Genomic DNA, 17,786 nt, shown 5'->3' on the forward strand with positions numbered 1-17,786 from the left:
CTTGAGTGGATGTTCTGTTCGGCAATTATTGGCGATATTTCTTCGCTCTGCCAGATTCACGCTGCAAAGAAGCGTGCACGAGCGCGCGCAGCACGCAACACAGATGACCACGCACGGGTTTCGCTGCGCTGCAATATTCAGTTGAACTGTTGAATGGTTTTGCGGCTTGCGGTTGGCACGGTACGGTTCGGGGCTGAGGGGACGGATCGCTCAATGTTCGCGCGGCGGGCCCCCGCGTTCGATCAGCGCATTGAGCAGTTCAATGGGCAGCGGGAACACGATGGTCGAGTTTTTATCGGCCGCGATGGTGGTGAGCGTTTGCAGATAACGCAGTTGCATGGCCTGCGGCTGTCGCGCGAGGCACTGCGCGGCCTGGAGCAATTTTTCGGAGGCCTGAAGCTCGCCTTCCGCGTGGATCACCTTCGCGCGGCGCTCGCGTTCGGCTTCGGCCTGGCGCGCGATCGCGCGCACCATCGTTTCGTTGAGATCGACGTGCTTGATCTCGACGTTCGACACCTTGATGCCCCAGGCGTCCGTTTGCGAGTCGAGCGTTTTCTGGATGTCGGCGTTCAGTTGCTCGCGCTCGGCGAGCAGGGCGTCCAGCTCGTTCTTGCCGAGCACGGCGCGCAGCGTGGTCTGCGCGAGCTGGCTCGTCGCATCCATGTAGCGCGCGACCTGGATCACGGCCTTTTCCGGGTCCACCACGCGAAAGTAGACCACGGCGTTGACCTTCACCGACACGTTGTCGCGGGTGATGAGGTCCTGCGAGGGCACGTCGAACACCACGGTGCGCAGGTCGATGCGCACCGCCACCTGGACGACGGGAATGATGAGCACCAGCCCCGGCCCCTTGACCTTCCAGAAACGCCCCAGCATGAACACGACGCCGCGCTCGTATTCCTTGAAGATGCGGATCGACGAGATGGCGAGCAGCACCGCCAGCGCGACCAGAAGCCCCGTGAAGCCGAAGGTGTAGCCAATCATGTGCGTTCTCCCTCGTTTGGATTGACGCTTCGCGTTGCGTCGTGCAGCGGCGTGACGGTGAGCAGCAGGCCGCTGCGCGAGGTCACCCGCACGCGGCTGCCGGCCGCAAGCGGGGCGGCGCATGCCACGTGCCAGCGCTCGCCGTGCACGCGCGCCCAGCCCGTGGCCGAAGGCGCGGGGCCGGGGCGCGGGTCGGGGTGCAGGCCGTCGTCGATCACTTCGCCGATGCTGCCCACCAGCGCCTCCGCGCCGGTCACCACGGGCCGCCGCCGCGCGCGCAGCGCCACGCTCGACACGGTGGCGACGAACGCCGCACCGCCGAGCGCGAGGCCCGCGACGAGCGGGATCGGGATGCCGTAGCCGGGCACGTCGGTATCGATCAGCATGAGCGCGCCGATCGCGAACGCCACGATGCCGCCGAAGCCGAGCACGCCGAAGGTCGGCAGGAACGCCTCCGCCACGAGGCAGGCGAGCCCGAGCAGCACGAGCGCGAGGCCCGCGTAGTTCACGGGCAGCAGTTGCATGGCGAAGAGGCCGACCAGCAAGCACGTTGCGCCCGCCACGCCCGGCAGCACGAAGCCCGGGTTCGCGAACTCGAAGAAGAGGCCGTAAATGCCGATCGTGAGCAGGATCAGCGCGACGTTCGGGTCGGCGATGATCGAGAGGAAATGGTTGCGCCAGTCGGGCGCGACGACTTCGAGCGGCGCATGGGCGGTCGCGAGGCGCACCGTGCCCGCGCTGGTCGTGGCGGTCCGGCCGTCGAGCTGGCGCGCGAGGTCGGCGGGGTCCTGCGCGATCAGGTCGATCACGTGCTGGTCGCGCGCTTCCTCGTCGGAGAGGCTCACCGCTTCGCGCACCGCGCGCTCGCCCCAGGCGGCGTTGCGCCCGCGCAGTTGCGCGAGGCCGCGAATGTAGGCGGCGGAATCGTGCATCACTTTGCGGGTTTCCGTCGAGGCGGCGTCGTCGCCGTGTGCGGCCGAAGCGTCCGCGGGCCCCGAGGCTCCCGACGTGCCGGGTACGCCGGGCGTGCCAGGCTGGCCGCCAGGCGCGCCGCCCGCGCCGATGCCCAGTTGCACCGGCGAGGCCGCGCCGAGGTTGGTGCCCGGCGCCATGGCCGCGAAATGGCTGGCGTAGACGATATAGGTGCCCGCGCTCGCGGCGCGCGCGCCGCCGGGCGCGACGAACGTCGCGACAGGCACCGGCGAAGCGAGGATGGCCTTGATGATCTGACGCATCGACGTGTCGAGGCCGCCGGGCGTATCGAGTTCGAGAATGGCGAGCGGCGCCCGCTCGCGCGCCGCGCGTTCGAGCGTGCGGACGATGAAATCGGCGCTCGCGGGCCCGATCGCGCCGTTCACGGTCATGACGACGACAGGCCGCGTGACGGCAGACGTCGTCTGCGCCGCCGCCACGGCGGCCCACGCGAGGAGCAGCGCGACGAACAGCAAGGCGCGCGCAAGCCGCGCCGCTAGCGGATGGTGCGGATGAAGGTGCGGCGCCTCGTGCACCGCGGCAGGCGAGGGGCGATGATCGCGCATCGGGACGTCCGGGCCGCGCGTGCCGGCGCGCTCCGGTTCGCAGATGGGGCAAGAGCCGATACTTCAAGAGTAGGCGCTTTCCGCGCAAAGCGCGAACCGGCCCGAAAGCCTGCCGGGCGTGGCGCGACAGCGTGGTTGCGCGGTTGCGGAGGCGATCGGGGAATCGGGAATGGGGCGCGCTCTGGATCGTGCGCGCAGGCGGTTACACGGCGAGCGTGTGCCTCATCACGACATGATTGGCAATGCCTGGGAAATGGACGATGGAACCACGCGACGGCGCTGATGGCCGGCGAGGCTGGCTCGCGCCCATGCGTGCGCAAGGTTCCGGCCACACCAGGACGGCGGGCCGATGCGCCGCGCCCGACGCCTCGCTGACCGAGGCGCGGTTGCGCGCGGCTGCATGTTCGACCGCGCGGGGCGGTCGCAGTACGACGCGATTAGTACCAGCGACGCTGGGCTTCAGCGAGCAGTTCGCAGTATTCCAGGTGCCGGTTCAGCGCCTCGACGCTGAGACGACGCAGTCCAGCCAGGATTCGAGCCACATTTTCGACGATTGCACCCATGATTTCCTCTTCGCTAGGGTAGTTACCTAAGGGATAACCCTAATTATAGAGATCTCAGGCGAGATTGCAAGGTGTGACGGGGCAATGTGTGCGGTGCAGCAACACTTTTAATGCGGCCCTTTAATGCCGGAAAGAGGGCCGCGCAAACACAAACGGCCCTTCTTGTATCGCTCTGTATCTGCCGCTGCGCCCGACACGCACGCTTGCAAAAAGCGGCCTGGCCGCAAACAAGCCAGATACATGGCGGCGTTCAAATGTCTCCTACGCAAGGTTGATTCATAACAGTGCGTTAGCCAGTCAACCCACCTCAGGAGAATCACCATGAAGCTTGCTCAATCGTTCGCCGCCGCCGCGCTTGCCGCTCTCGTTGCCGTTCCCGCACTTTCGTTTGCGCAGTCGCAGCAGCCGCTGACCCGCGCCGAGGTGAAGGCCGAACTCGTGCAACTCCAGAAGGCGGGCTACCAGCCGGCCGCCGACAACACGCAATACCCCGCCAACGTGCAAGCCGCGCTGGCTCGCGTGAGCGCCGTGAGCGCTGAAAACGGCGCGGCTGCCGCCGCGTTCGGCGGCGTTGAGCAAGGCGCCACGGCGGCAGGCAGCCGCGCGGCCGCGCACGCCGTGTCGACGCCCTCCCGCGGCGATGTGGCCGGCCAGGACGTGCTGGGTCTCGAACCCATCTACGCGCACTCGTAATGCGCCGGGGCTCACCCGCGAGGCTTGCCCGGTTGCGGCGAGCTTCGCGGCTGTGCCGGGCATGATTGCCCGGTGTGTCCGCATTTTCTTCGAATTAATAAGGATGCCGAACATAATGCGGGTATCAGCCCGCACCGCCTCACGTCAAAATCTCGCACGAGCGCTGCTGGTATGATGGTCTTAACGGCCGGCGCGCCATGCGCTCGCCTGTCATTGCGCGAATCGCGCGCGCCCGTCAGCTCGCATGAGGTCCCCATGTCGAGAACCCCGATCCCCTCTCAAGCTCGCCCACGCATGATCCTGTTCAGCGCCCGCCAGTACGACATCGACACGTTCACCGACGCCAACACGGCGTTCCAGTACGACCTGCACTTCCAGGAATCGCATCTCGACGCCGACACGGCCGTGCTCGCCGACGGCTACGACGTGGTCTGTCCGTTCGTGAACGACACGGTGGACGCCGCCACGCTCGAGCGTCTGCACAAGGGCGGCACGCGCCTCATCGCGCTGCGCTCGGCGGGCTTCAATCACGTCGATCTGCCGGCGGCGCAGCGGCTTGGCATCACGGTCGTGCGCGTGCCCGCGTATTCGCCGCATGCGGTGGCCGAGCATGCGGCCGGGCTGATCCTCGCGCTCAACCGCAAGTTGCCGCGCGCCGTCGCACGCACGCGCGAAGGCGACTTCTCGCTCAACGGACTGCTCGGTTTCGATTTGTATGGCAAGACGGTTGGCGTAGTTGGCACGGGCATTATCGGCCGGTGTTTCGCGCGCGTCATGGCGGGCTTCGGCATGCAGGTGCTCGCCCACGATCCGGGTGAGCCTTCCGCCGAGCTGCTCGCGCTGGGCGCGCGCTATGTGCCGCTCGACGCGCTGCTCGCGCAGTCGGATGTGGTGAGTCTGCATTGCCCGCTGGTGCCGGCCACGCGTCATTTGATCGACAGGAACGCGCTCGCGAAGATGAAGCGCGGCGCCATGCTGATCAATACCGGGCGCGGCGGACTCGTGGAAAGCAGCGCGCTCGTCGAGGCGCTCAAGAGCGGCCAGTTGGGCCACCTCGGCCTCGACGTGTACGAGGAAGAGGGCGGCCTCTTCTTCGAGGATCATTCCGATACGCCGCTACAGGACGACGTGCTCGCGCGCCTCCTGATGTTCCCGAATGTGATCGTCACGTCGCACCAGGCGTTCTTCACGCGCGAGGCGATGAACGAAATTGCGCAGACCACGCTGCGCAATGTGAAGGCCTGGCGTGACGGCGCGCCCTGCAATCTCGTGGACGCGCCGCACGCATAACATCGGTCACGCAACGCTCAGGCTTCGGCCACCGAAAGCGTGACGTCGATATTGCCGCGCGTCGCCTTCGAATACGGGCAGATCTGGTGCGCCGTTTCCACGATGCGTTGCGCCGTTTCGCGATCGACGCCGGGCAGGCTCACGTTCAGGCGTGCGCGCAGCGAGAACGCGTCGTCGGCGTTGACGAGATCGATCTCGGCGTCCACGGCCACGTCGCGCGGCAGCGTCGTGCCGAGCTTGCCCGCCGCGCGACCCATCGCGCCGATGAAGCAGGCCGACCAGCCGGCCGCGAACATCTGCTCCGGGTTCGTGCCCGGCGTGCTCGAACCGGGGGGCGAGAGCTTGACGTCCAGACGGCCGTCGTTGCTGCGCGCCGCGCCGTCGCGGCCGCCGGTGGTGTGGGTCTTGCCGGTGTACAGCACTTTTTCCGCGTTGCTCATGATGGTGATCTCCTGATGGGGGTTTCAGTGAAACGATGGGGGCTCGGTTGCGGTCCGGTTATGGGCGTAGCTGCCGGGTTTAGCTGCCGGGCTCAGTTGCCGGACTTAGCTGCCGCGATAAAGCTGGTTGATCGCGGCAAGCTGGCCGTCGTGCTGCGCCTGCACCAGTTCCTGGCGGACCTGAGCGCGGGTGATCTTCGCGTTCGCGGCGTTGCTGGCGGGCGTCCAGACCTGGCTTGCCTGAACTGACGGTTGCGCGGCGCTCGCCTGGGCGGGCATGGCGGCGAAAACCGGAGCGGCGGCGGCGAAAGTGACGGTGGCGGCAAAGGCGAGGGCGAGCTTCGAGACGTTCATGGTGTTCTCCTGAAAAGGGGGAGGTTGGCAATCCATCCGGTCATCGGTCGCACGCGCCGCGTTACGGTGGGGAAGGTGGGCTTTCCCGGCGGGCGTTCAGCAGATTCCGGCGTTGATGCATTACAACCACCGGAGGTATCTGGCGTGTTTCACGAACGCCGCGTTTTGCAATGGCGTGTATCTGTGCGCGGCGCTTATACATTGCGATACAAACGCGCGCTACACACCCGCCGCGCCGCCTAGGGCGCGAGCGCCTGCAAGGCGCTGACGAAGCGCTTGTCCGTGAGGTAGGCAACATTGAAGCGGCAAAAACCCGAAACCGTATCGGCCCCCGGTGAAAACACGGCGCCCGGCGCGAGAATCACGCCGCGCTCCAGCAGCGCTTTCGCGAGCGGCATCGAATCGGGCCAGCCCGGCAGCGACGCCCAGAGATAGAGGCTCTGGTCGCTCACCTTGAAGATATCCGCGCCGAGCTTGCGCAGCGCGTTGACGGCCGCGTCCGTCGCGCGGCGCAGCTTTTCCTGGAGATGGTTCGTGTGGCGCAGGAAGTGCCCGTCGCTCACGATGGCGTCGACGGTGCGCTCGCAGTATTCTGAACTGCTCACGTGCACGAGCATTTTCACGTCGGCCAGGTCGCTTGCGAGCGCCGTGTTGCAGGCGAGAAAGCCCACGCGCAGCGCGGCGGAAACGGACTTCGAGAAACTGCCGATATAGATGGTGCGCCGCAACTGGTCGAGCGTGGAAATGCGCGTGAGCGAGCGCGGCCGCAGGTCGGCCAGCGCGTCGTTCTCCACGATCACGAGGTCGTGGGCCTCGGCCAGTTGCAGGATGCGATGGGCCTTCGCGGCGCTCGTGTCGGTGGCCGTGGGATTGTGGCCGACCGACTGCGTGAAAAAGAGCCTGGGCCGATGCTCGACGAGGCAGCGTTCGAGCGCGGCGACGTTCGGGCCGTCCACCTCGCGCGGCACGCCCACGATATGCGCGCCGCTGAGCTTGAGGCGGCCGAACAGCGGGTAATAGCCAGGATCGTCGACGAGCACGGTGTCGCCCGGCTTCACGAAATAGCGCAGCACGAGGTCCATGGCCTGGTTCGCGCCATGGGTCAGCACGATCTGCGAGGGCGGCGCCTCGATCTCGTAGCCCGCGAGCTTTTGCTGCAACGACTGGCGCAGCGGCAGATAACCGAAACGGCTGCCATAACGGAACAGCGAAGCGACGCCCGTGCGCACCACGCGCTGGTGGTACTGGTCGAGCCGTGTTTCCTCCAGCCATTCGATGGGCGGAAAGCCTTCGCCCAGATTGAGCACGTCGGGATTCGTCTGCAACTGCTCGCGCATGAGCCACACGGTGTCCATGGCGCGGTCGAGCGAGCGGGCTTCTTCCACTTCCGTCGCCACCTTCACGCGTCGCGCGACATAGAAGCCCGAACCGCGGCGCGGCTCGATCAGCCCGCTTGCCGTGAGCATTTCGAACGCGCTGATCACGGTGTTCTTCGAGCAACCCGAAGCGGCTGCGTATTCGCGGATGGAGGGCAGCCGCGTGCCCGCCGCGAGCACGCCTTCTTCGATCTGTTTGGCGAGGTTGTCCGCCATCGCGCTGGAGAGGCTGGCTTTTGCGCGCTGTGCATGCAGGGTCATCGTCGCGGCCCGAAGAGAGGAAAGTGTTACGGGTACAGTCGAGCAACTGTAGTGCTTAACTGTACCTTTAAAATGGGTACGGCACGCCTATTATTGGACCTTTCAAAAACGGCCGCAAGCGTCGATTGCGCAATGCGGCCTCTCCATTCAAGAGTGAGACGAAAGAGTCATGGTCATTCAATCCGAGCTGCCGAAATTCCGTGCACTGAGCCCTGAAGCGCGCCTCGCGCACATTGGCGAGGCTGTTGGGCTGAGCGAGGCAGAACTCGCGCAACTGGCGCAGCCCGGCGCACTGCCGCTCGCCACGGCCAACGGCATGATCGAGAACGTGATCGGCACGTTCGAGCTGCCGCTCGCCGTGGCCGGCTACTTCCAGATCAACGGCAAGGACGTGATCGTGCCGATGGCCGTGGAGGAACCCTCGATCGTTGCGGCCGCATCGTTCATGGCGAAGCTCGCGCGTGAAGGCGGCGGGTTCCGCACGTCGAGCACGGGGCCGCTCATGCGCGCCCAGGTACAGATCGTGGGCGTGAGCGATCCGTATGGCGCGCGCCTCGCCATCCTCAAGCACAAGGACGAACTGATCGAGCTTGCCAACAGCCGCGACAAGGTGCTGATCGGCCTTGGCGGCGGCTGTCGCGACATCGAGGTGCATGTGTTTCCCGACACGCCGCGCGGCGCCATGATCGTGGCGCACCTGATCGTCGACGTGCGCGACGCGATGGGGGCGAACACGGTCAACACGATGGCGGAGTTCGTGGCCGGGCGCGTGGAGGAGATCACGGGCGGCAAGGTGCGCCTGCGCATCCTCTCCAATCTCGCCGACCTGCGCCTCGCGCGCGCCCACGTGCGCTATTCGCCGCACACGCTCGCCACCAGCGAGTATTCGGGCGAGGAAGTGATCGACGGCGTGATCGAGGCGTATGAATTCGCCGCGATCGATCCGTACCGCGCCGCGACGCACAACAAAGGCATCATGAACGGCATCGACCCGGTGATCGTCGCGACGGGCAACGACTGGCGCGCGGTGGAAGCGGGCGCGCATGCGTTTGCGAGCCGCAGCGGCCGCTATACCTCGCTCACGACCTGGGAAAAGGCGGCCAACGGCGATCTGGTGGGCACGATCGAAATGCCGATGCCGGTCGGACTCGTTGGGGGCGCAACGAAAACGCATCCGCTCGCGCGGCTCGCGCTCAAGATCATGGATGTGAAGTCGGCGCAGGAGCTGGGCGAGATCGCGGTGGCCGTGGGCCTTGCGCAAAACCTCGGCGCGCTGCGCGCGCTCGCGACCGAAGGCATCCAGCGCGGCCATATGGCGCTGCACGCACGCAACATCGCGCTCGCGGCGGGCGCGACGGGCGCCGATATTGACTGGGTAGTCAAGAAAATGATAGCGTCGATGGACGTTCGCACCGACTTCGCCGTGGAAGCCCTGGCGGGTCCGCGCAATGCGTAAGCGACGTCGTCACACAAGCCGCCCTTGAGGTTGTCGCGGCGGTCATCCCTGGCGCAGCGCGGTCCGCCGCGCGCGCGTTGAAGGCGCACATTGAAGAAAGACGTGAAGCGAATTCGCGAACGGAAATCTTTGGCGAGTGCCTTGGGGCAGTAACGGAGGGCGCGCATCATCGCGCGTTTCCCCGCATAACACTCCGTACAGGAGGAGACAAATGGAACAAGCCAGTGGAGGCGTCGCTTCGGCGTCGACGAACGGCCTGCGCTCACGCACGCAAGCGGGTGCGCCGGCGCTCGCCGAAGTGTGGGGCGATACGGTCGATCTCAGGCATCTCGCGTGGTCGGTCGTGCTCGGCGTGGGCATCAGTCTTGGCGCGTTCGAGCTGGGCCGCGTGGCGCTTGCCTCGATCGTTGCGGACGCAGCGATAGCGCGCGCCTATGCGATGCTCATCGGCCTTGGCGGCTGTCTCGCGGCGGGCGCGTTGTGCGCCGTGCTGTTCAAGCCCAAACGAGTCGTGGTCGATCAGGCCGTGGACGAAGCGGACCGCATGGAAGTGCTCAGGCAACTCGCCGAGGAACACGGCGGCATCGGCAAGCTCTCGGACCTGCCCGCGAGCGCGCGCGCGGAGTTGCAGGAGCTTGGCCTGCTCGATCTCTTCGCCGCGGCGGAGTTGGCTGAGGAGGCAGGCACCGCAACGAGACACACGGCGGTGCAAAAAGCGGCGCACGCGGGAGAACGATCATGACCGAACTCCTCCAGGCGCTGCCTGCCGCGCTCATCATGGGGCTGATCGGCGCCGTCGTGTTCGCGGCCATCGGGCTCGTTTCGGGCACCGACGAAACCACGACGCTCGCACCGCTCACCTTGCTGGTCGCGCTGCTCGGCGTGCCGGCCGCCGGCGTGTTCACGTTCTTTCTCGCGGGCGCCGTGGCCAAGCACATGACGCATGCCATTCCCACCGCGCTGCTCGGCATTCCCGGCGACACGATGGCCGCGCCGCTGCTCGGCGAGGCGACGAAACTGCGCGCGCTGGGCGTGCCGCATATCGCGCTGCGCAAGATGATCTCCGGCGCCATCGTGGCGGCGTTCGTCGCGCTGCCGCTCGCCGTGCTGTTCGCGATCATGCTCGCGCCGTTCGGCAAGTTCATTGCGAGCGCGGCGCCGTGGGTATTCCTGCTCGCGGCGCTCGGCATTGCGTGGTCGTCGGCGGGACGCTGGGCGAGCGTGCTTTTGCTGATCCCGTTCGTGCTCCTGATCGTCGGCTTGCAGGCGCTCACCGGTCATTATGGCGTGCACCTGAGCGTGAGCTACTTTCTCGGCATCGCGATTGGACCGCTGATCGCCGATCTGTTCTCCGTGCTCTCGCCGGTGGAGCAGCGGCGCATGCGGCGCGAGAACGTGTCGCGCTTTGCGCTCGCGCCCGACCTCAAGGGGTGGAGCGGTTACTTTCCCAATCCGCTCAAGGTGCTCGACCGGCAGCAAACGGCATGGACCGTGGGCACGGCCGCCGTATCGAGCGCGACCTTCGTGTTCAGCCCCGTCGCGATGACGGTCTTGATGGGGGAAGTCGTGGGCGCGCGCATCCGTCATGCGTACCAGCGGCTGACCACGGTCATCGCCGTGCGTAACGGCGTGACCGAGGCGACCTATATTGCCGAGGCGCTGATTCCGCTGATCGCCTTCGGCCTGCCGCTGAGTCCGGTGGCGGCGGGCCCCGCAGCGCCGCTTTTCAACGCGCCGCCGCGCTTCTCGGTGCACACGGCCACGGGGCAGATCGTCAATCTGCATACGCTCATGACCACGTGGCAGTTTCTCGCGTTCGGCCTGCTGTCCGTGCTGCTTGCCGCGCTGATAGCGTATCCGCTCGCGATGAACTACGCCCACCGCGCCGCCTCGTTTGTCGCGCGCAAGCTCAGCCATGAAGCGATCATCGCGACGTTCGCGGGGCTCATCGTCGTGATCAGCGTGTGGGAAGGGCAGTGGCTCGGGCTCGCCGTGATCCTCACGGTCGGGCTGTTCGGCGGGCTGCTCTCGCGTGTGTTCGCGTTCAATACCGGCGTGCAGTTCATGGGCTACTACGTGGCCGTGCTCAGCGTGCCGCAAATCGTCAGGCTCTTCTGAGTCGACCCGACTGAACGGCGGCGAACAGGCAGACCTTGCGTGTTCGCCGCCGCGTTCCCGCGTATTTCTTCAAGCCTGGGCTCCCGTTCGGCATTGCCGGAATCGCTGCGTGAGCCGCGCTCGCATGGCTTCGCCACGCGCGGTTCACACGCGTTTTTGATTCGCTGTGTGTATGTGCTTGACGCAGACACACTGAGATACAAAGCGATTTTCAGGCTCGGCTATAAATTCACCGAGGCGCTTTTGCCCGCCCGCCACCCGCGCGATCGACCGATCGGCCGGCGTTGGCGAAATCACGAGGCCATGCCGTCCGGGCGCGGCCCGCATGCAGACAACAAGGAGAATTGCTCATGTCAGATCCCGTCAACGTCCGGCGTCGCCGCCTGCTTGGCACCACCCTGGCCGGCCTCACGCTCGCGGACTTCGCATTCGGCGGCATGGCGCACGCGCAGTCGGCCGGGCAGGGCAACACGCGCACGGGCGGCAGCGCGTCGTTCGGCCCGCTCAAGCAGATCGATGCCGGCCTGCTCAACGTGGGCTATGCCGAGGCCGGACCGAAGAACGGCCCGGTGGTGTTCCTGCTGCACGGCTGGCCGTACGACATCTACAGCTATGTGGAAGTCGCGCCGATGCTCGCGGCCGCGGGTTATCGCGTGATCGTGCCGTATCTGCGCGGCTACGGCACCACGCGCTTTCTTTCCCCCGACACGGTGCGCAACGGCCAGCAGGCCGTGACCGCCGTGGATATCGTCGCGCTCATGGACGCCCTGAAGATCGATCAGGCCGTGTTCGGCGGCTACGACTGGGGTGCGCGCACGGCGGACATCATCGCGGCGTTGTGGCCCGAACGCGTGAAGGGGCTCGTTTCGGTGAGCGGCTACCTCATCGGCAGCCAGGAGGCGAACCGCAAGCCGCTGCCGCCGAAGGCCGAACTCCAGTGGTGGTATCAGTTCTACTTCACGACCGAGCGAGGTGCGCAAGGCTACGCCGCGAACCGCGACGCCTTCAACAAGCTGATCTGGCAACTCGCCTCGCCGAAATGGAACTTCGACGACGCGACCTATGCGCGCTCGGCGGCGTCGTTCGACAATCCCGACCACGTGGCCGTGGTGATTCACAACTACCGCTGGCGTCTCGGGCTGGCGCAGGGCGAGTCGAAGTACGACGCCCTCGAACAGCGCCTTGCCGCCGCGCCGCCCATCACGGTGCCGACCATCACGCTGGAAGGCGACGCCAATGGCGCGCCGCATCCCGAGCCCGCCGCCTACGCGAAGAAGTTCACGGGCAAGTACCTGCACAGGAATATCGACGGCGGCATTGGCCACAATCTTCCGCAGGAGGCGCCCAGGGAGTTCGCACAGGCGATCCTGCAAGTCACCCACTTGTGAACGGAGGGCGGCGATGCAAAGCTTGTTCAAGCGTCGCGCGCGTATCGCGCTCGCGGGTATCGTGGGTCTGGCGGGACTCGTGGGCGGCATGGCGGCGTGGGCCGAACAGCACACGCCAACCGAGGCGCTCGCGGCGTCACCGATATACGGCGTGACGATCCCACCGGGCTACCGCAAGTGGGAAATGATCGCGCCCGCTGAGGAAGCCGCGCCGCTTGACGAATTGCGCGTGGTGCTCGGCAATCCGGTGGCGATCAAGGCCATCGAGAATTCGACGCTGCCGTTTCAGGACGGCTCGATACTCGTGAAGCTCGCCTACAAACGCAAGCAGTCCGACGAGTTCGCGCCCGCCACGGTGCCGGGGCAGGCCACGACCGTGCAGGTCATGGTAAAGGACTCGCGGCGCTACGCGTCGACGGGCGGCTGGGGATTCGGGCGCTTCGTGAACGGCGTGCCCGCCGACCTGGCGCAGCATCAAACCTGCTTCGCGTGTCACGCGTCGCGCGTGAAGAATCACGATTTCGTGTTTACGCGCTTCGCGCCTTGATGGTGCGGGGAAAGCGGCGTGACCGTCATGGCACGCCGCGTCGCTTTTTTCACCTGATTTGATCAGGAATCCTTTTCATGTCATCAGGATGAGGATCGTGGAAGGTGATCCATTGCACAGACCAGTTGCGGCTTTCAGCGACTTCCGGCTCGAAACGAGGGAGTCAACTGGAGGGCGCGGCGACGCAACGTGATCAACGCCGCGCCGCCGCGCCCGCGTGCGCCGCTCAACCCTGCTTGCCCTCGATGCCGAGCAACTGGCGGATCTTCTGTTCGGTCTGCGCGTAATTACCCTCGCCGAAATGGGTATAAACGAGCTTGCCGTTCTGGTCGATGAGATAAACCGCCGGCCAGTACTGGTTGCCATAGGCGTTCCACGTCGCATAGCTGTTGTCCTGCGCGACCGGATAGGTAATGCCGTATTGCTGCATGGCTTTCTTCAGGTTGGCGGTGTCGCGTTCGAACGAATACTCGGGCGTATGCACGCCGACCACCACGAGTCCCTTGTCGCGATAGCGGGCGTCGAGCTCCTTGATATGCGGGATCGTGTGCGCGCAGTTGATGCAGTCGAAGGTCCAGAAGTCGACCAGCACGACCTTGCCATGCAACTGCTTGAGGTCGAGCGGCGCGCTGTTGATCCAGTTGTTGAGGCCGGTGAAGTTGGGCGCGCTCGCGCCGGTTTGCAGCGCGGCCGGGCCACCCGACGGTTCGTCGGCGGCGGCGAAGGCGGCGAGCGTGGCGGTGGCGGCGAGGCCGACGGCGACGGCGGCGCTCTTGAGGCGTGAAAGCATGGCGGTTCTCCTGTTGAGTGGACAGACGAGCGTATTGGAACGCGCCCACGTATCTGGCGAATGTCCCGCCAGGCTGCGCTTGAAACATAGTGTGTCACTTCGGAGCCGCGATACGTTGGGATACATTTCGCGCCTCGCGTCGCCTTGCTGCGCCGGGCCCGGCGCGGTTTTGTATCGGCGTGTATCCGCGCGCGGGCGCGACACACGCGCTTGCAAAACGCGCCGTTCGCGGACATGCCCGCGATACACGCGCACGCTGGAATACCGGACATGGCGTGTCCCGCCGACTTTTGTCTGGAGACCGAAATCATGTTGCTCGTCGTCATCGCATTCGTGGGCGGTGCGTTCACCGTGCTGAGCCCCTGCATCCTGCCCGTCGTGCCGTTCGTGTTCGCGCGCTCCGACGAGCCGTTCTCGACCGGCCGCCTGCCGATGCTGCTCGGCCTCGCGGGCACGTTCGCGCTGCTCACGGGGCTCGGCGCCGCCGGCCTGAACGGCGCGGCGCAGTTGAGCCAGTACGGGCGCTGGATCGCGCTCGCGCTTTTCGCGCTGTTCGGCGCGGCGCTGCTCTTTCCCGCGCTCGCCACGCGCCTGGCCGGCCCGCTCACGGCACTCGCCGACCGCTTCATGGCGCGTTCGCAGGAGGGGGGCGCTTCGCGCCGCATCGGCTCCGCCGCGCTGCTCGGCGCGGCCACGGGTCTGCTCTGGGCGCCGTGCGCCGGGCCGATCCTCGGGCTGATCCTGACCGGCGCGGCGCGCCACGGCGTGACCTGGCAAACATGGGCCGCGCTCGCCGCCTACGCCGTGGGCGCCGCAGGGTCGCTTGGCGTGGTGGCCGGTCTCGGCCAGCGCGCGATGGCCTCGCTCAAGCGCTCGCTGGGTCTCGGCGAACATGTGCGCCGTGCGATGGGTGCGCTCGTGCTGCTCACGGTCGGCGCGATCGCGTCTGGCGTGGATACGCGCTTGCTCGCACTCGTGCCGGGCGCGCCGACCAACGGCGTGGAGTCGCGCCTGGTGGCCTTGCTGGCCGCGCCCGCCGCGGCGAAGCCAACGCGGCAAGCGCAGCAAGCCGCTGAATCCACAGAACCGGCGGCTTCAGCGCAGCCCGCGCGCGCCGGAAACGAGGCGCTTTCGAACCGGAACGCGCAGCGACCCCACCTCGTGCGCGTGTCGCTGAGCGCGCCGCAGTCCGCGCTGCCGGTGGAAGGCCGCCTGCCTGCGTTCGACGGCGCGAACACGTGGCTCAATTCCGCGCCTTTGACGCCCGAAGCGCTGCGCGGCAAGGTCGTGGTGGTCAACTTCTGGACCTACTCGTGCATCAACTGTTTGCGAACCTTGCCGTATCTGAAGACGTGGGCCGAGCGTTATCGTGACGACGGCCTCGTCGTGATCGGCGTGCACACGCCGGAATTCGGCTTCGAGCACGACACCGCGAACGTGAAGCGCGCACTGGCGAACCTGGGCATCCGCTACCCCGTGGCCATCGACAACGACTATCGCGTGTGGAACGCGTTCGGTAATCAGTACTGGCCGGCGTTCTATATCGTCGATGGCCAGGGCCGCGTGCGTTATCACCACTTCGGCGAAGGCGGCTACGCGGACGCCGAACAGGCAATCCGGCAATTGCTGGCCGACAACGGCCACGCCGCGCCCGGCGTTGCGCCGCAGCCACCGCAGCCGACAGCGGCAAGCGGTGCGCTCGCACCGGCGGACGAGCGCGATATCGGCTCGGGCGAAACGTACGTCGGATACCGCGAGGCGCAGGGCAACGCCAATACGCCGCGCGTGCAGGCCGATGCCGCCACGGCGTACACGCCGCTCCCGGCGCTCGGCTTGAACGAGTGGGCGTTCGGCGGGCAGTGGAACGTGGGCGCGGAGTCGGCCGTGGCGGCGGCCCCGCAGGCGAGCATCGCCTATCGATTCCACGCGCGCGATCTGCATCTGGTGCTCGCGCCCGGCGCCGACGGCAAGCCCGTGCGCTTTCGCATCAGCATCGACGGCGCGCCGCCGGGCGCCGCGCATGGGGCCGATGTCGCCGCCGACGGCTCGGGCGTCGCCACGGGCGCGCGCCTGTATCAGCTCGTGCGCCAGGCCGGGCCGGTCGCGGATCACACCTTCGAGATCCGCTTCCTCGATCCGGGCGCGCACGTCTACACCTTCACGTTCGGCTGATGCGCCAGCCGCGTCTCGCGCCGCGCCACCGTGCTTTCGCGAGCACGGTGGCGTTTGCATTCCGGCTTGTGTGCTTACGCCCGCACGGCGCCGCCTGAGGGGTTTTGTAGCGCAATGTATCTGCGGGCGATACGGACACGTTCGCATGCAATCGGCCACCGAAACGGAAACACAGCAGATACATCGGGGCGTTCAAATACACCTACGCCAGCTCGATACACCGCTCGCGTTGCACAGAACCCGATTGACCTGAATTGATCCGGTTGCCAGTCCACTTCACATTTTTGGAGAACGTCATGAAAGCCCTCAAGCTCCTCGCCCTTGCCGCACTCGCCGCCGCTCCGGTCCTTTCGTTCGCGCAGTCGAGCCAGCCCGTCACGCGTGCCCAGGTGCGCGCCGAACTGGTTCAACTGCAACAGGCCGGCTACAACCCCGCAGCCGACGAAACGCAATACCCCGCGAACATCCAGGCCGCACTGGTTCGCGTGGAAGCGAATCAGGTCGCGCAGCAAGCCGCTTCGGCCGCGTACGGCGGCGTGGTGGGCGCAACGTCCGCATCGTCTGCATCGTCGGCAGCGGCTGCCGGCACGCATCGTCGCGACGCTTCGGCCGCAAGCGGTGCGCAGGACGACGTTCCCGGTCTCGGCCCGATCTACGCGCACTCGTAATGCGCCCGGCGTCCCGCGTCTGGTTTGCACTCCGTAGCATTGTCGCCAGACGCGCGCGCCCACTCCCACAAAACCCGATCCACCCGACAAGAGAAGAGAGAACAACGATGGCTTCGATCAAGCAGATAGTCGCGTCCGTGGCGATGCTCGGCGGACTGTTCGCGTTGCAGCCGGCGCACGCCGCGCCGCCGCAGGACCTCAAGGGCACCAACGTCGTGCTCGTGCACGGCGCGTTCGCCGACGGCTCCAGCTGGAACCGCGTGATTCCGCTGCTCGAAGCGCGCGGTCTGCATGTGGTGGCGGTGCAAAACCCGCTCAGCTCGCTCGCTGACGACGCCGCGGCCACGAAGCGCGTGATCGACCAGCAGAAGGGGCCGGTCGTGCTGGTGGGCCATTCGTGGGCCGGCGTGGCGATCAGCGAGGCGGGCAACGACGAGAAGGTGAAGTCGCTCGTGTACGTGGTGGCGTTCGCGCCCGATAACGGCCAGTCGATTGCCGATATCACGCAGGGCCAGCCGGCCGCGCCCTGGGCGAGCGAGTTGCGCAAGGACTCGGCGGGCTATCTCACGCTCTCCGACAAGGCGATTCGCGACGACTTCGCGCCCGACCTGACGCCCGCGCAGCAACGTGTGGTCGCGGCGACCCAGGGGCCGTGGTACGGCGGCTGCATCTCGGAGAAGGTCACGCAGGCCGCGTGGCACGCCAAGCCTTCGTACTTCGTGGTGACGGCGCGCGACCGCATGATCGACCCCGCGCTTCAGGAAGCGATGGCCAGGCATATCGGCGCGACCGTCACGCGCGTGAACGGCAGCCACGTGTCGATGCTGAGCCAGCCGAAGGCGGTGGCCGACGCGATCATCGAAGCCGCCGAGCACGCGAAAAGCGACACCCAGTAAGGGCTGTGCCGGGCATGCAAACCAGTCGGGACGGTGCGCCGCGCGGGCGGACAGTCCCGCGTCCGTTTGGTGACACGATTCCCGCTGCGCTAACAAGTGAGTGAAGTGTTCAGGGTACAGTTGGCTGTCTGTAGTGGCTAACTGTACCTTTAAAAAGGGTACGGTGTGCTTATCATGCGTGCATCCGCAGACAGTCGTCGCCGCGGCAACAGGAGAACGAAGATGATCGTGTATCCGGCTGGCCGAAATGAC

General features: G+C 66.6%; 17 protein-coding genes. 10 read left to right on the forward strand and 7 right to left on the reverse strand.

Features of this window, described 5'->3' with window-relative positions; genetic code table 11:
* Window positions 1–210: 210 nt before the first annotated feature.
* From C7402_RS39105 to C7402_RS48085, 3 genes are all read right to left on the reverse strand, one after another.
* Window positions 211–984: a slipin family protein gene (locus C7402_RS39105; RefSeq protein WP_116614351.1), complete on the reverse strand. Its 774-nt coding sequence runs from the start codon at window positions 982–984 to the stop codon at window positions 211–213.
* Complete coding sequence (locus C7402_RS39110) at window positions 981–2,522, reverse strand: NfeD family protein (protein ID WP_116614352.1); 1,542 nt, start codon at window positions 2,520–2,522, stop codon at window positions 981–983. Before C7402_RS39110 ends, C7402_RS39105 begins: the two co-directional genes overlap by 4 nt.
* Before the next feature lie 437 nt (window positions 2,523–2,959).
* Window positions 2,960–3,085, reverse strand: a complete 126-nt coding sequence (locus C7402_RS48085; protein WP_255217806.1) for a hypothetical protein — start codon at window positions 3,083–3,085, stop codon at window positions 2,960–2,962.
* Between the two features lie 321 nt (window positions 3,086–3,406).
* Between C7402_RS48085 and C7402_RS39115 the strand changes: the two genes are divergently transcribed.
* Complete coding sequence (locus C7402_RS39115; protein WP_116614353.1) at window positions 3,407–3,778, forward strand: DUF4148 domain-containing protein; 372 nt, start codon at window positions 3,407–3,409, stop codon at window positions 3,776–3,778.
* 255 nt (window positions 3,779–4,033) lie between these two features.
* Window positions 4,034–5,068 carry a 2-hydroxyacid dehydrogenase gene (locus tag C7402_RS39120; protein ID WP_116614354.1) on the forward strand — a complete coding sequence of 345 codons (1,035 nt, stop codon included), beginning with the start codon at window positions 4,034–4,036 and terminating at the stop codon, window positions 5,066–5,068.
* 17 nt (window positions 5,069–5,085) lie between these two features.
* On the opposite strand, the gene C7402_RS39125 is transcribed toward C7402_RS39120, so the two are convergent.
* From C7402_RS39125 to C7402_RS39135, 3 genes are all read right to left on the reverse strand, one after another.
* The gene (locus C7402_RS39125; RefSeq protein ID WP_116614355.1) at window positions 5,086–5,508 is read right to left on the reverse strand and encodes an organic hydroperoxide resistance protein; all 423 of its coding nucleotides are present in this window, start codon (window positions 5,506–5,508) and stop codon (window positions 5,086–5,088) included.
* 105 nt (window positions 5,509–5,613) lie between these two features.
* A complete protein-coding gene (locus C7402_RS39130) occupies window positions 5,614–5,862 on the reverse strand; it encodes a DUF4148 domain-containing protein (RefSeq protein WP_112177574.1) in 249 nt (82 codons plus the stop codon).
* A gap of 239 nt (window positions 5,863–6,101) precedes the next feature.
* Entirely contained in the window at window positions 6,102–7,499 is a 1,398-nt protein-coding gene (locus C7402_RS39135; protein WP_116614356.1) for an aminotransferase-like domain-containing protein, read from the reverse strand.
* Window positions 7,500–7,668: 169 nt separating this feature from the next.
* Here C7402_RS39135 and C7402_RS39140 point away from each other — a divergent pair, with 169 nt between their 5' ends.
* The 5 genes from C7402_RS39140 to C7402_RS39160 all read left to right on the forward strand — a co-directional run bounded on the left by C7402_RS39140 (window position 7,669) and on the right by C7402_RS39160 (window position 13,008).
* Window positions 7,669–8,955, forward strand: a complete 1,287-nt coding sequence (locus C7402_RS39140; RefSeq protein ID WP_112177572.1) for a hydroxymethylglutaryl-CoA reductase, degradative — start codon at window positions 7,669–7,671, stop codon at window positions 8,953–8,955.
* 211 nt (window positions 8,956–9,166) lie between these two features.
* Window positions 9,167–9,697 carry a hypothetical protein gene (locus C7402_RS39145; protein WP_224045466.1) on the forward strand — a complete coding sequence of 177 codons (531 nt, stop codon included), beginning with the start codon at window positions 9,167–9,169 and terminating at the stop codon, window positions 9,695–9,697.
* Window positions 9,694–11,073 (forward strand): tripartite tricarboxylate transporter permease, encoded by a 1,380-nt coding sequence (locus C7402_RS39150; protein ID WP_116614357.1) that lies wholly within the window; start codon window positions 9,694–9,696, stop codon window positions 11,071–11,073. The genes C7402_RS39145 and C7402_RS39150 overlap by 4 nt, the downstream gene beginning before the upstream one ends.
* Window positions 11,074–11,423: 350 nt before the next feature.
* The gene (locus C7402_RS39155) at window positions 11,424–12,461 is read left to right on the forward strand and encodes an alpha/beta fold hydrolase (protein ID WP_116614358.1); all 1,038 of its coding nucleotides are present in this window, start codon (window positions 11,424–11,426) and stop codon (window positions 12,459–12,461) included.
* 13 nt (window positions 12,462–12,474) lie between these two features.
* A complete protein-coding gene (locus tag C7402_RS39160) occupies window positions 12,475–13,008 on the forward strand; it encodes a cytochrome P460 family protein (RefSeq protein WP_116614359.1) in 534 nt (177 codons plus the stop codon).
* Window positions 13,009–13,234: 226 nt separating this feature from the next.
* On the opposite strand, the gene C7402_RS39165 is transcribed toward C7402_RS39160, so the two are convergent.
* Window positions 13,235–13,798 (reverse strand): thioredoxin family protein, encoded by a 564-nt coding sequence (locus tag C7402_RS39165; RefSeq protein WP_116614360.1) that lies wholly within the window; start codon window positions 13,796–13,798, stop codon window positions 13,235–13,237.
* A gap of 309 nt (window positions 13,799–14,107) precedes the next feature.
* Here C7402_RS39165 and C7402_RS39170 point away from each other — a divergent pair, with 309 nt between their 5' ends.
* From C7402_RS39170 to C7402_RS39180, 3 genes are all read left to right on the forward strand, one after another.
* The gene (locus C7402_RS39170) at window positions 14,108–15,970 is read left to right on the forward strand and encodes a cytochrome c biogenesis protein DipZ (RefSeq protein ID WP_116614396.1); all 1,863 of its coding nucleotides are present in this window, start codon (window positions 14,108–14,110) and stop codon (window positions 15,968–15,970) included.
* Between the two features lie 296 nt (window positions 15,971–16,266).
* Window positions 16,267–16,638 carry a DUF4148 domain-containing protein gene (locus tag C7402_RS39175; RefSeq protein WP_116614361.1) on the forward strand — a complete coding sequence of 124 codons (372 nt, stop codon included), beginning with the start codon at window positions 16,267–16,269 and terminating at the stop codon, window positions 16,636–16,638.
* Between the two features lie 107 nt (window positions 16,639–16,745).
* Window positions 16,746–17,534 (forward strand): alpha/beta fold hydrolase, encoded by a 789-nt coding sequence (locus tag C7402_RS39180; protein ID WP_116614362.1) that lies wholly within the window; start codon window positions 16,746–16,748, stop codon window positions 17,532–17,534.
* The last annotated feature ends 252 nt before the right edge of the window (window positions 17,535–17,786 follow it).

The sequence above is a fragment of the Paraburkholderia unamae genome, from assembly GCF_003096875.1.
Classification (GTDB): Bacteria; Pseudomonadota; Gammaproteobacteria; order Burkholderiales; family Burkholderiaceae; genus Paraburkholderia; species Paraburkholderia unamae.